This is a genomic window from Corynebacterium sp. p3-SID1761, assembly GCF_055862885.1.
On sequence record NZ_JBSQBJ010000002.1, the window covers coordinates 66,095 to 78,922 of the forward strand.

Sequence of the window (12,828 nt, forward strand, 5' to 3'; positions counted from 1 at the left end):
TGGGCTTTAAGCGTTATCCAAGGTTTTACCTGCGATTTTACAGATAGCTTCCAGAAAACTGCTGGAGTGAATCGACTATCGGGCTTTAAACGGCCATACTGTTATGCGTGACGAGCGCAGTTGAAAACCCAGGTATGGCAGCACCACATCGTGTTGCGACACTGAACCGACCCAATATGGTCAGTGTCGGCACGATTGTGTTCCTGTCTCAGGAATTGATGTTTTTCGCTGGCCTTTTCGCGATGTACTTCGTGTCCAAGGCCAACTCTGGCGGCAATTGGCCGTCTGAGCCCACTGAGCTGAACGTGCCATTCGCGGCAGCGATCACGATTATTCTGATCAGTTCTTCGTTCACTGCTCAGTGGGGCGTCTTCGCGGCGGAGAGGGGTGACGTCTTCGCGCTTCGCAAGTGGTACGCATTGTCCGCGCTGTTGGGAACTATCTTCCTTATTGGCCAGGGCTACGAGTACGTTCACTTGGTGCAGCATGGAACGACGATCCCGGGCTCCGTCTATGGTTCGGTCTTCTTCATCACGACAGGCTTCCACGGCGCGCACGTGCTTGCCGGTGTGATTGCCTTCATCGTGGTGCTGCTGAGGACCGCCAAGTCGAAGTTCACCCCGGCACAGGCCACCGCCGCCGTCGTTGTGTCCTACTACTGGCACTTCGTCGACGTCGTCTGGATCGGCCTGTGGATCACTATTTACTTCATTCAGTAGGCCGGCCAGGTCGGTGCCTCTTAACACGAAGACATTCGCTTAAGAGGGTCGGCCTACAGCCCATCGTAATTCCATTGACTAACTAATAAGGGAACAAGATGGATATCAACTCCACCAACGCGACCACGGAGCAGAGCTCCGTTGGTTCGAAGGGCAGTGCCGCCAAGGCACGCCGCCGCCGGAAGGTCCGTAAGGCCTTTGCTGGCGCGTTGGCATTGTTGTTCGCGCTGACGGGCGCGGGCTTCCTAGCCAACGCATTGACCCCTGACGCACAGAATGCCGTTGCTGAGCAGAGCTCGGAGGAACTGGCCAAGCAGGGTAAGGAACTCTACGAGGTTGCTTGTATCACCTGTCACGGTGGAAACCTGCAGGGTGTTAAGGACCGTGGTCCTTCTCTGATCGGTGTCGGTGAGGGCGCTGTGTACTTCCAGGTACACTCTGGCCGCATGCCGATGCTGCGTAACGAGGCTCAGGCAAGCCGCAAGAACCCGCGCTACTCCGAGCAGCAGGCTCTGGCGCTGGCCGCATACGTAAATGCAAACGGTGGCGGCCCGGGTATTGTCCGCGACTCTAACGGTGAGATTGCAATGGAGTCCCTGCGTGGCTCCAATAACAAGAACGGCGAGATCGATCCGGCTGATGTTGCCCGTGGTTCTGATCTGTTCCGCCTGAACTGTGCATCTTGCCACAACTTCACCGGTAAGGGCGGCGCACTGTCCAGTGGTAAGTACGCTCCGGCTCTGGCTCCTGCCAACGAGCAGGAGATTTACCAGGCAATGCTGACCGGCCCGCAGAACATGCCGAAGTTCTCTGACCGCCAGCTGACTGCTGACGAGAAGAAGGACATCATTGCCTACCTGAAGTCGGCCAAGGAAACCCCGAACCCGGGTGGTTTTGGTCTGGGCGGTATCGGCCCGGTGACTGAAGGCATGATGATGTGGTTCGTTGGCATCGTGGTTCTCGTTGCCTTCGCTATGTGGATTGGATCGCGGTCATGAGTGAGCACAACAAGAAGTACAGCAACGAAGAGCTGTCGAAGATGAACGATGACGAGCTGGCCCGCCTGGGTACTGAGCTCGACGGTGTAACGGTTGCCTACCGTAAGGAGCGCTTCCCGATCGCCAACGACCCCGCTGAAAAGCGCGCAAGCCGCAAGGTCACCATCATGCTGGCCCTGTCGGTTCTGTTCGGTATCGCTTTCATCGGTGTCTACCTGTTCTGGCCGTGGGAGTACAAGCACCTCGCTGAAGATGGCGTCTGGCTCTACTCGATCTACACCCCGCTACTGGGCCTCACCGCGGGTCTGAGCATCACGCTGCTGGGTGCGGCCATCATTACCTACACCAAGAGCTTCGTTCCGGAAGAGATTTCGGTGCAGACTCGCCACGATGGTCCGTCTGAGGAAGTTGACCGTCGTACTCTGGTCGCTCTGCTGAATGATTCCTGGAAGACCTCCACACTGGGTCGTCGTCCGGTAATCGCTGGCCTGGCCGGTGCTGGTGCAGTGCTGGCTGGCTTGACCATCGCTCTGCCGCTCGGCGGCATCATTAAGAACCCCTGGAAGGCCAAGGCCATGGGTATCCAGGGTGACGGCACCCTGTGGACTACTGGTTGGACGCTGGTGGAGCATGGCGAGAAGGTCTACCTGGGCCGCGATACCGGTGCAATTGCCGAGGAGCACGAGGGGCACTACAGCACTCAGGGTGTTTCCCGCCTGATCCGCATGCGTCCGGAAGATCTGGATCCGGCTTCGATGGAGACCGTGTTCCCGCTGACCGAGGAGATGGTCAACGACGGCGACAAGTTCGACAAGAACCGCGACGTTTACGAGGAGCACATGCACTCCATCCACGGCCCGCGTAACGCCGTGATGTTGATTCGCCTGCGCCAGGCAGACGCCGCAAAGGCGATCTTGCGCGAAGGCCAGGAGGACTTCCACTACGGCGACTACTTCGCCTACTCCAAGATCTGTACTCACATCGGTTGCCCTACGTCCCTGTATGAGCAGCAAACCAACCGCATCCTCTGCCCGTGCCACCAGTCCCAGTTCGATGCACTGCAGCATGGTAAGCCGATCTTCGGACCGGCAGCCCGTGCTCTGCCCGAGCTGTCGATCTCGGTTGACGAAGAGGGATACATGTACGCCGACCGTAACTTCATCGAGCCTGTCGGCCCGGCATTCTGGGAGCGTCGTTCATGACCACTAAACAACAGAGCCGCGCTGCTAAAGCGGCCAACAACATCGACGAGCGGTACACAGCCTCTGGCCTGATCCGCCCGCAAATCAACAAGGTATTCCCGACTCACTGGTCGTTCATGCTCGGTGAGATCGCGCTGTACTCTTTCATCATCCTGATCCTGTCGGGTGTTTACCTGACGCTGTTCTTCGACCCCTCCATGTCGAAGGTGATCTACGACGGCGCTTATGCACCTCTAAATGGTGTGGAGATGTCCGCCGCCTACAAGACCGCTCTGAACCTCTCCTTCGAGGTTCGTGGTGGTTTGTTCATCCGCCAGGTTCACCACTGGGCTGCGTTGCTGTTTGCCGTGTCGATCATGGTTCACATGCTGCGCATCTTCTTCACCGGTGCATTCCGCAAGCCGCGTGAGGCGAACTGGGTTATCGGCTGTGTCCTGCTTCTGCTCTCTGTCGCTGAGGGCTTCATGGGCTACTCCCTGCCGGATGACCTGCTTTCCGGTGTTGGTCTGCGCATTATGTCCGCCATCATGGTTGGCCTGCCGGTTATCGGCACCTGGCTGCACTGGATCATGTTCGCTGGCGACTTCCCGGGTGAGATCATTATTCCTCGCCTGTACATCGCCCACGTTCTTCTGATCCCGGGCATCCTGCTGGCACTGATCGCTGCCCACCTTGCACTCGTGTGGTACCAGAAGCACACCCAGTTCCCTGGACCGGGTCGTACCGAAAACAACGTTGTCGGCGTTCGTATTCTGCCGGTGTTCGGTCTGAAGGCAGCTTCCTTCGGCCTGATCACCTTCGGCGTGGTTGCTCTGATGGCTGGTCTGTTCCAGATCAACGCCATCTGGAACCTCGGCCCGTACAACCCCTCCCAGGTTTCTGCTGGTTCTCAGCCGGATATCTACATGCTGTGGACTGACGGTGCTGCGCGTGTCATGCCGGCATGGGAGCTGTACCTCGGTAACTACACCATTCCGGCTGTGTTCTGGGTAGCTCTGCTGCTGGGCATCCTGGTTGTGCTGCTGTTCACCTACCCGTGGATCGAGCAGAAGTTCACCGGCGATGACGCCCACCACAACCTCTTGCAGCGTCCGCGCGACGTTCCGGTTCGTACCGCCCTGGGCGTCATGGCACTGACCTTCTACGTGCTGCTGACTATCTCCGGTGGTAACGACCTGCTGGCGATGCACTTCACGATCTCGCTGAACCTGATGACGTGGCTGGGTCGTATCGGCCTGGTATTGCTACCTCCGATCGCGTACTTCATCACGTACCGCCTGTGCGTCTCCCTGCAGCGCTCCGACCGCGAGGTTCTGGAGCACGGCATTGAGACCGGTACCATCCGCCAGCTGCCATCCGGTGGCTTCATCGAGGTCCACCAGCCGCTGGGCCCGGTTGACGAGCACGGCCACCCGATTCCGCTGGAGTACCAGGGTGCATACGTCCCGAAGACCATGAACGAGCTCGGCGCTGCCGGTCACCCGGGGCGCGGTGGCTTCTTCTCCCCGGATTCCCCAGAGATCGTGGAGAAGGCGGAGCGCATCGAGCACGACAATCACGCAGAGCAGAAGGAAATGTTCGAGCGTCTCAACGAGGAGAACCGTCGTCGCCACGAGGAGCTCGACAAGTAACCTCGCATCGAGCTGATTCAACTGCTCTCACATAAGGCTCGATAAGATCCCGTCCACCAGGAAGGTGGGCGGGATTTTCTAGTTCCGCTCTTGCGACAGAGCCTTTAGTACGTCATAGGTCGCCAGGGCGTCACTCATCGCTCGATGTAGTGGGCGGTGGGTGACCTTGAGATACGACGCCACGTTCCCCAGGCGGTAGCGTCCAACTGACTCTCGCGGAATTAGTGTGCGGGATGCCTCCGCTGTACACACCAGTCGTGGAGTGTAGGGAGGAGAGACAAGCTCGTTTGAAGCGGTGAGCTGGGTGCGCAGCATTTCGTGCTGCAAGAAGGAGAAGTCGAAGAAGACATTGTGCCCAACAAGACGTGGGACGGTGGAGCCATGTGGGCGGAGGAACCCCAGCAATTCGGGAAGTATGTCCTCAAAGGTGGGCTTGTCAGCCAAGAGCCCATCGGAGATGCCCGTTAAGTCGGTAATCTCCTCAGGAACCTTCTGCAGCGGGTTGAGGAGTGATGTATAGCGTTGCTGGATCTTTCCGTCTGAGACCCGCAGAGCCGCGATTTCAATTATTCGCTCTTGCTGTGGCCGCAACCCGGTTGTTTCCAAGTCGATCACGATGCAGTTGTGAAGAGTGCGCTGTAGATCCGAGCGTGTGTGCGCCAAGGCGTAGGAATCCGGCATCTCATCGGAACGGCGTGGCTGGCGTGGCTTAGCGGGCCGTGAATCCTCTGCGGGGAGAAGAGGCTCATGGTACGGCGGATTCGACACGGTAGGGGGCATGGGGATCAAGTTTAGCTTTTGGGCGGGGGATGTTGGCACGGTTGCACTGAGGCAGGCGGTTTTTGAAGCGTTATGGGCGTAAAAGACACGCCAAAATTACCTAGTGTGACGAGTATCACATCTGTTATTTTCTGAAAATATCATAAGTGTCAGACCCTGGTAGAGGTAGTGAGTGCATTTACTAAAACCGCAGGTCAGCAATTTATAAAGCTTCGATAACTTTCAGGCTGTAGTTAAGGGTTCGAAAAATCTCGGTTTGATAACAACGGCACGTCTAAGGCTCAAAAAGCTCAGATTTGCGGAACGGCTGGACATGGACCGCAATCATTTCGTAATCTTTTCGAGACCTTAGAGGTGAGCGACAAAGAGCTCACCGCACCGCGGTAGCTTCCGAAGGGTTGCCGGGCGAGGGGATATGGAAAAGCTCCACACCCCAAACAACGGATTGAAAGGTAATTGAGGACTTATATGGGCAAGCACAGCCTGAAGAAGAACAACGTATCTCGCAACGCAGCTGTCGTCGCTGCCGTCGGTGTGGGTGCCGCTGTACTGACCCCCGCTGCCGCCCAGGCTGCGCCGGTCACTCACAAGCAGTCCGGCGTAACCGTAGAGGTTCCGGATCACCTGCTGCCGACCATCAAGCCTTACTTCAAGCAGGCTGGCCTGACCACCGATGGTGGCAACAAGAAGGCTGCGACTAAGGCTGTCAAGGCTGCGGCTCCAAAGCTGGCTGCTTCCTCTATCGGACAGCGCATTGCGGACATCGCTAAGTCCAAGGTTGGTGCACCGTACTCTTGGGGCGCTTCTGGCCCGAACGCGTTTGACTGCTCCGGCCTGACCTCTTGGGCTCACCGCCAGGTTGGCAAGTCCATCCCGCGTACCTCCTCTGCTCAGGCTTCCGCTGGCAAGAAGGTGTCCATGAACGCTCTGCAGCCGGGCGATGTTATCTCCTACTACGGTGGCGCATCCCATGTTGCGATCTACATTGGCAATGGCAAGATCGTTCACGCCCTGAACTCTTCCAACCCGGTGCGTATCGACAACCTGCACATGATGCCTGTGTACAACGCGGTTCGCTTCTAATTTTTAGCCAACACCTTCCGGTGTTTCTCTAGCTCAGATGTTGATATCGGGGCTAGTGTTACGGCTGGTGAAGGCGTGAAATGCTGGGGCTGGTGCTATTAGGGCGCCAGTCCCACTTTTGCCCTTTCATGTGGCAGAATATCTATCGGTGAACGGCTCCTTTCGGCGGGCCGAAAATTTTTTGAGAACTAAAGAAAGTCCAGTCGTGAACGTGTCGTTTTCCTCTTCTCGTGATCGCTCCTCGCGCAGCAGTCGCTCCGGTGCTAACGCTATCGCCAAGGCCACATCTGCGGCGTTGTTAGCTCTCGCAATGGGAGCTACTGTCCCGCAGGCCAGTGCGGATCCACAGAACGCTCCGGGGCGAGGTGACCAGGGGCAGGGAAGTGACAAGAAGGATGACCGCAACGCGGATCAAAAGCGTGCGGAAGAAATCCGTCGCCTACTGGACACACCGATCCCAGCGGATGTTGACGGTCTGCTGAACCACGTAGACAAGGTATCCGGCTACGCCTCGGAGACGTCCGACGAGGTTGAGCAGCTGAAGATCGATATCGACCAGGCCAAGGGGAACCTGGCAAAGGCCAACAAGGCTGCCGATGACTCGCGCAAGAAGGCTGAGAAGCTCAACACGGATGTCAAGGCGTCACGTGCAAATGTCACCGGCGTATCTCGCGCGATGTACCGTGGCGCCACGGTGGATCCGGTCTCTGCTTTTGTTGGCTCCCAAGGCCCGCAGGCTGCAGTCGAGCGTTCTTCTTACCTGACGTCGATTGGTGATCAGCGTGCCGATACCGTGAACACGCTGAGCCAGAAGCTGAAGGATGCTGCTAAGGAGAAGAACAAGGCGAGCCGTTCTAAGGCCACCGCAGATTTCCAGCTGCGTACCCTCAACGATCGCAAGAAGGACCTTGACGATCGCAACAAGGAGCTCGGCGAGCTGAAGGACAAAATCATGAAGGCCGTCGACGGGCTTAGCCCGGAGGATCGTCGACGCTGGATTGATCGCAATGGTCCCATCGACATGAATGTCGAGGAGTTCCTCGGCAAGATGAAGAAGGCCGGTGACTCCGGTGCGCCGGTCAACGCAACTGGTGTGGTCGCAGCGGCCTTGTCGAAGTTGGGATCCCCGTACTCCTGGGGTGCCGCCGGCCCGAGCGCTTTCGACTGCTCCGGCCTGATGTTCTGGTCCTACCAGCAGCAGGGTAAGTCCATCCCGCGCACCTCGTCCGCACAGATCGCAGGTGGGCAGCCGGTCTCTATTGACGACCTGCAGCCGGGCGACATCGTTGGTTTTTACCCGGGGGTGACCCACGTGGGTATGTACATCGGTGATGGCAAGATCGTCCACGCCTCCGATTATGGCATCCCCGTACAGGTAGTTCCGCTGAACTCCATGCCGATCTCGGGCGCCGCCCGCTACTAAACATCCCACAGCGTGCGGTAGCATCCGTTCGTATGTCCAGCGCAGATCAGCATAGTCATCCCCGCGTCCTCGTCGTCACCAATGACTTCCCGCCTACATTCGGCGGGATTCAGACGTATGTGCGCGATTACCTGTCCACGCTGGATCCGGCCAAGGTTGTGGTTTTCGCCTCTACCCAGCACCGCGAAGATGCAATGGCCTTCGACGGTGAACAGGACTACCACGTCGTCCGATGGCCTCGCAGCATCATGCTGCCCACCCCAGCCACTGCGCGGAAGATGCAGCAGCTGATCCGTGAACATGACATCCACACCGTCTGGTTCGGGGCGGCCGCACCGCTCGCATTGATGGCGAATAGTGCCCGGGCAGCGGGCGCTCGCCGGATTGTTGCCTCCACCCATGGCCACGAGGTCGGATGGTCCATGTTCCCCGGTTCGCGCCACGTCCTTGCCCGCATCGGCCGTACCGTGGATTGCTTGACATATGTTTCACACTATGCCCGCAATCGAATGGCCGCTGCCTTTGGCCCCTCCGTTGCGTGGGAACCTATGCCAGGTGGCGTCAACACGGATCTCTTCCAACCGAACCCGGCGATGCGAGATGCGCTTCGGGCGCGCTATGGCGTGACGGACAAGAAGGTCATTGTCGCCGTCTCCCGACTGGTTCCACGCAAAGGCCAGGACACTTTGGTAAAGGCCATGCCCGCCATCCTTCGTGAGCACCCGGATGCACATTTGCTTGTCGTCGGACCCGGCGATTACCGCGTGAAGTTGGAGAAACTGGCGCGTCGGCTGGGCGTCACAAAGAACATAACCTTTACCGGTGCGGTCGACGTAGAGGAACTACCAGGCCACTTCGTGGTCGGTGATGTTTTCGCACTCCCGGTGCGAACGCAACTGGGCGGACTGTCCGTAGAAGGGCTCGGGATCGTATTTCTCGAGGCACAAGCCGCGGGAGTCGCTACGGTTTCCGGCAATGGTGGCGGTGCGCCCGAGACAGTGATCGATGGAGAAACAGGGCTGGTCGTGGACTCGCGGGATCTGGACGACGTGGTGGCGCAGATCTCTTCGCTGCTTAGTGACGCCCCCACGCGCCAGCGCCTAGCGACCGCAGCTCGGAAAAACGTGATGGAGAAATGGACGTGGCACGTCCTCGGTTACCAGTGCCGAGCGGTCATGCGAGGCGGAGGAGAGATTCCACCGCGGCATAGTTTCGCCTAGACGTAAAACTTGGGGCGGAACCACAGAGTTTTTATGCAGCCTGCGGCTGGCTAGAATGATGAGGTTACATACGGACTACAGAGGGAAGAGGGATCGCTTCGTGACTGGGAGCCTTACCGTGGGCGTGGACATCGGTGGCACGAACCTACGTGCTGCCGTGGTGGACGCGGACGGCCAGATCCTGGACATTGAAAAGCTTCCGACCCCCTCCAATGTTTATGCCCTGGAAACCGCGCTGGTGCATGCTATCGGCTGCCTGCAGCGCCGCAATGAAGGCATCGCCGCAGTGGGATTGGCCGTGGCTGGGTTTATTAATGCGCAGCGCGACACGGTGCGCTTTGCCCCGCACCTGCCATGGCGGAACGCGCAGGTCACCGACAGGCTCAGCGCCAAGTTAGGGCTTCCGGTGGAATTGGAGCACGACGCTAACTCCGCGGCGCTAGGGGAGTACCGATTGGGAGCTGCCCAAGGAGTCGGCACGTGGGTGCTTTTTGCTTTGGGGACCGGAATCGGTGGTGCCGTCATGGTGGATGGCGAGATCTACCGAGGAGCTTTTGGTACAGCCCCGGAGTTCGGGCATCTGACTGTCATGCCAGGTGGTCGTGCATGCCCCTGCGGTAAACAAGGTTGCCTGGAGCGCTATTGCTCGGGTTCGGCGCTGGCACTGACCGCCCAAGACCTGATTGCTACGGGACGCTACCCGGATTCCGCCATTACACGGGAATTCGCCCAGCACCCAGAAGAAATCTCCGGACGAGCCGTAGTTCGCCTGGCGCGTGAGGGAGATCCGTTGGCACGCGCCGCAGTGGAGGACATGGGACTGTGGCTAGGCCGCGGACTGTCGCTGGTGCAAGATGTGTTGGATCCGGAATTAATCGTGATCGGCGGGGGCGTAAGTGCCGATGCAGATCTGTTTCTGGACCAGGCGGAATCCATGCTGAATTACAGCATCGTCGGAGCCGGTCACCGTCCTGTTGCACGGGTAAAGACCGCGCAACTGGGAGGAGATGCCGGTATGATCGGCGTGGCGTTACTGGCGCGCGATCGCCTTCAGACGGGCGCCTAAAGGCTAGCGTTGTGCACGCCGAATACTGCGCCAATTGCTGCGCTGCTTTTTGTGGCGCTCACGAGGGAAGTACACAAGGGACGGTAGGTTTTTAAATATGCAAAATAAGGCGTATTGGTTTTTCAAATACATCCTCATCGGCCCATGGCTGCGCGTGTACAACCGTCCTTTTACCAAGGGGCTCGAAAAGCTACCTAAGGAGGGCTCGGGAATCCTGGCTTCCAATCACCTTGCAGTGATGGACTCCTTCTACCTTCCGCTGGTATCCAAGCGCCAGCTGACGTTCCTGGCGAAGAAGGAATACTTCACGACGCCCGGCCTGGTTGGTGGCATTCAGAAGTTCTTCTTCACCTCCGTTGGCCAGGTGCCAATCGACCGCCAGGATAAGGAATCCCAGAACGCCGCTTTGGGCACTGCGCTCAAGGTACTTGAGCGTGGGGATCTGCTGGGCATGTACCCGGAGGGCACGCGTTCTCCGGATGGCCGCCTGTACCGAGGCAAAACCGGCCTGGCGCGCATCGCTCTCGAATCTGGGGAGAAGGTCTACCCGGTGGCAATGATCAACACGAACAAGGCCAACCCCATCGGTACGTGGATCCCACGGCCGGCCCGCTGTGGCGTGTACGTCGGAGACCCAATCGACCCGAACGATTTCCGTGATGCCGGCGACGAATACGCCCAGGCTCGGGCGCTGACCGATGCGATCATGGAGGCGCTGCATAAGCTTTCTGGTCAGGAGTATGTCAAGGACTTTTATGCTGCCGATGTGAAGAAGTCCCTGGAGGCAGGTAAGGGCTACCCCGCGGGCTCGGAACCGCGGCAGTAGTGAATGTGCCCCCTCAGCGCTGCTGTGCCAACGACCATACGCACTCCGTTTCCCCGTGATGAACGGGGCTTTTATGCCGTGCGGCCCGTCGTTGACGGTTTGACTTCAGCAGCGCAAACCTGATCTTGTAATAAGAATCATGTCGAAGGTAGATCAGGGTGCGAGTCGGCCTCAGGCGCGGCCGGTGAAGCAGAGAGTCGAGTGGGCGGACGCCGCCAAAGGGTTTTCCATTGTCGGTGTGTGCATTATGCACGTCGTTACCGGGGTTCCCGGTGGAACGGAAACCCCGCTGGGGCATTTCTCCAGCTTCCTCGATCCTCTCCGAATGCCGCTGTTCTTCCTCGTGTCAGGGCTGTTCGCCCATCGTATCCTGGAGCGTTCGTTCGCCGACCTGTGGTATCGACGACTGTGGTTCCTGTTGGTGCCTTACTTGGTCTTTAATCCCTTCCACATTCTGACGCGCATGAGTATCGACGACAACTACTCGCTGATGAACCTGTTTAAGGCGATGCTTCTGGGCAACGTGGGTCTGTGGTTCCTTTATGCGTTGATTCTTTACAACATCTTCGCCTGGGTACTTCGCAAACAGCCGCCGTGGCTGGCCATCTTAACCTCCGCTATCCCGCTGGTCATCGGAGCTTTCCTCGGTGGCGGGGAAAATATCTTCTTCCGGCATGTCCTCACTTTTGCCCCCATGTTCTTCATCGGTCTGCACTGCAGAGGCTTCTTCTTCCGGCTGGCCAAGCGTGCCTTCAACCCCCTTGTGATACTCGGAAGCGCCGTGTTGTTTTTCAGCTCTGAGTATGTGATGCGGACTCTGGCCAAGACGCTCTTTAGCGATTGGACGCCTACGGTTGCGGCTCTGACCTTGGGAACTGACCTATTGCGCTCCGTCCTCGCACTGCCATTTGCCATCGTGGTTGCCGCTTGGCTGTGCGTGATCCCTGTCGTGCGTGAGATCTTCCTTTTCGTAGGCCGGAACACCTTACCGGTCTACGTGTTCCACCCGTTGGGGCTGTACCTGCTCGGCGGATACGCCGTTACGTTGGCCGAAGCGCATCCGGAGTCGCTCGCTTTCCTGGGCACGATGGCAGGCCAATTGTGGTGGGGTATCGGCGCCTGCGTAGTTGCTTCCATTGTGGGCTATGTAGTGGGCAAGACGCCCTATATTGGTTGGACGCTGTTCCCGCCGGCACTGCGGCGTCCTCAAGAAAAACAGCAAAAACCGCGCCAGCAGGTACGGTTCGGCGGTGACCGCCCCCTGTCGGCCTAGCCTCAAGCCCAGGCTCTAGACTGGACAACCGTGCGCTACTTCTACGACACAGAGTTCATTGAGGACGGCTCCACCATTGATCTGATCTCAATCGGTGTGGTGGCCGAAGATGGGCGCGAGTTTTACGCAGTCTCCACCGAATTTAACGAGCATCGGGCGGGGCAATGGGTAAAGAAAAACGTTCTGCCGCAATTGCCACCGCGCTCCGACAAAGCCTGGATGGATCGCGCGACGATGCGTGCCAAGCTGCACGAATTCCTAGTTCCCGAGCGGGCTACGAAGTCCCGGGGACGTCCCAGCGAGCGGCCCGAACTATGGGCCTGGGTGGGGGCTTATGATCACGTGGCGCTGGCTCAGCTATGGGGCGACATGACCGGGCTTCCCGCTGACCTGCCGCGTTTCACCCACGAGCTGAAGCAGCTGTGGGAGATGGCCGGTCGACCACGGTTGCCCGAAAGCCCTAGCAATGCTCACGATGCTCTTGCCGACGCCCGTTTCAATGTCGTGAAATACCGCCTGTCCATGGAAGCATTGAAGGGGTTACCCGGACGTCCATAAAAGCATCTGAAAATAGCCTGATTGCCAAAAGCCGTGGCTAGGTAACGTA

General features: G+C 58.5%; 12 protein-coding genes. 11 read left to right on the forward strand and 1 reads right to left on the reverse strand.

The window, feature by feature from the left end; all coding sequences use genetic code 11:
• Nucleotides 1–107 precede the first annotated feature (107 nt).
• From ctaE to qcrB, 4 genes are all read left to right on the forward strand, one after another.
• Nucleotides 108–719 carry an aa3-type cytochrome oxidase subunit III gene (gene ctaE, locus ACWXWJ_RS02185; protein WP_293791363.1) on the forward strand — a complete coding sequence of 204 codons (612 nt, stop codon included), beginning with the start codon at nt 108–110 and terminating at the stop codon, nt 717–719.
• A 98-nt stretch (nt 720–817) separates the two neighbouring features.
• Complete coding sequence (gene qcrC / locus ACWXWJ_RS02190; protein WP_293791362.1) at nt 818–1,717, forward strand: cytochrome bc1 complex diheme cytochrome c subunit; 900 nt, start codon at nt 818–820, stop codon at nt 1,715–1,717.
• On the forward strand, nt 1,714–2,919 hold the full coding sequence (qcrA, locus tag ACWXWJ_RS02195; RefSeq protein WP_448307169.1) for a cytochrome bc1 complex Rieske iron-sulfur subunit: 1,206 nt from the start codon (nt 1,714–1,716) through the stop codon (nt 2,917–2,919). The genes qcrC and qcrA overlap by 4 nt, the downstream gene beginning before the upstream one ends.
• Complete coding sequence (qcrB, locus tag ACWXWJ_RS02200; RefSeq protein ID WP_293791360.1) at nt 2,916–4,550, forward strand: cytochrome bc1 complex cytochrome b subunit; 1,635 nt, start codon at nt 2,916–2,918, stop codon at nt 4,548–4,550. Before qcrA ends, qcrB begins: the two co-directional genes overlap by 4 nt.
• Before the next feature lie 78 nt (nt 4,551–4,628).
• Here qcrB and ACWXWJ_RS02205 read toward each other — a convergent pair whose 3' ends face one another.
• Nucleotides 4,629–5,330 (reverse strand): 3'-5' exonuclease, encoded by a 702-nt coding sequence (locus tag ACWXWJ_RS02205; RefSeq protein WP_473963415.1) that lies wholly within the window; start codon nt 5,328–5,330, stop codon nt 4,629–4,631.
• A gap of 468 nt (nt 5,331–5,798) precedes the next feature.
• Here ACWXWJ_RS02205 and ACWXWJ_RS02210 point away from each other — a divergent pair, with 468 nt between their 5' ends.
• From ACWXWJ_RS02210 to ACWXWJ_RS02240, 7 genes are all read left to right on the forward strand, one after another.
• On the forward strand, nt 5,799–6,413 hold the full coding sequence (locus ACWXWJ_RS02210) for a C40 family peptidase (protein WP_293791358.1): 615 nt from the start codon (nt 5,799–5,801) through the stop codon (nt 6,411–6,413).
• Nucleotides 6,414–6,618: 205 nt separating this feature from the next.
• A complete protein-coding gene (locus ACWXWJ_RS02215) occupies nt 6,619–7,836 on the forward strand; it encodes an NlpC/P60 family protein (RefSeq protein WP_293791357.1) in 1,218 nt (405 codons plus the stop codon).
• A 32-nt stretch (nt 7,837–7,868) separates the two neighbouring features.
• Nucleotides 7,869–9,056 (forward strand): glycosyltransferase family 4 protein, encoded by a 1,188-nt coding sequence (locus ACWXWJ_RS02220; RefSeq protein WP_473963416.1) that lies wholly within the window; start codon nt 7,869–7,871, stop codon nt 9,054–9,056.
• Between the two features lie 58 nt (nt 9,057–9,114).
• On the forward strand, nt 9,115–10,122 hold the full coding sequence (locus tag ACWXWJ_RS02225) for an ROK family protein (protein ID WP_448308131.1): 1,008 nt from the start codon (nt 9,115–9,117) through the stop codon (nt 10,120–10,122).
• 97 nt (nt 10,123–10,219) lie between these two features.
• Nucleotides 10,220–10,948: a lysophospholipid acyltransferase family protein gene (locus tag ACWXWJ_RS02230; RefSeq protein ID WP_293791354.1), complete on the forward strand. Its 729-nt coding sequence runs from the start codon at nt 10,220–10,222 to the stop codon at nt 10,946–10,948.
• Nucleotides 10,949–11,087: 139 nt separating this feature from the next.
• Nucleotides 11,088–12,221: an acyltransferase family protein gene (locus tag ACWXWJ_RS02235; protein WP_473963417.1), complete on the forward strand. Its 1,134-nt coding sequence runs from the start codon at nt 11,088–11,090 to the stop codon at nt 12,219–12,221.
• A gap of 30 nt (nt 12,222–12,251) precedes the next feature.
• Entirely contained in the window at nt 12,252–12,779 is a 528-nt protein-coding gene (locus ACWXWJ_RS02240; RefSeq protein ID WP_293791352.1) for a polyadenylate-specific 3'-exoribonuclease AS, read from the forward strand.
• Nucleotides 12,780–12,828 lie beyond the last annotated feature (49 nt).

What these genes read in the sequence shown, in the direction of transcription:
- qcrC (WP_293791362.1), top strand. Translation starts at nt 818, where the DNA reads ATGGATATCAACTCCACCAACGCGACCACGGAGCAGAGCTCCGTTGGT.
- qcrA (WP_448307169.1), top strand. Translation starts at nt 1,714, where the DNA reads ATGAGTGAGCACAACAAGAAGTACAGCAACGAAGAGCTGTCGAAGATG.
- qcrB (WP_293791360.1), top strand. Translation starts at nt 2,916, where the DNA reads ATGACCACTAAACAACAGAGCCGCGCTGCTAAAGCGGCCAACAACATC.
- ACWXWJ_RS02205 (WP_473963415.1), bottom strand. Translation starts at nt 5,330, where the DNA reads ATGCCCCCTACCGTGTCGAATCCGCCGTACCATGAGCCTCTTCTCCCC.
- ACWXWJ_RS02210 (WP_293791358.1), top strand. Translation starts at nt 5,799, where the DNA reads ATGGGCAAGCACAGCCTGAAGAAGAACAACGTATCTCGCAACGCAGCT.
- ACWXWJ_RS02220 (WP_473963416.1), top strand. Translation starts at nt 7,869, where the DNA reads ATGTCCAGCGCAGATCAGCATAGTCATCCCCGCGTCCTCGTCGTCACC.
- ACWXWJ_RS02225 (WP_448308131.1), top strand. Translation starts at nt 9,115, where the DNA reads ATGAGGTTACATACGGACTACAGAGGGAAGAGGGATCGCTTCGTGACT.
- ACWXWJ_RS02230 (WP_293791354.1), top strand. Translation starts at nt 10,220, where the DNA reads ATGCAAAATAAGGCGTATTGGTTTTTCAAATACATCCTCATCGGCCCA.
- ACWXWJ_RS02235 (WP_473963417.1), top strand. Translation starts at nt 11,088, where the DNA reads ATGTCGAAGGTAGATCAGGGTGCGAGTCGGCCTCAGGCGCGGCCGGTG.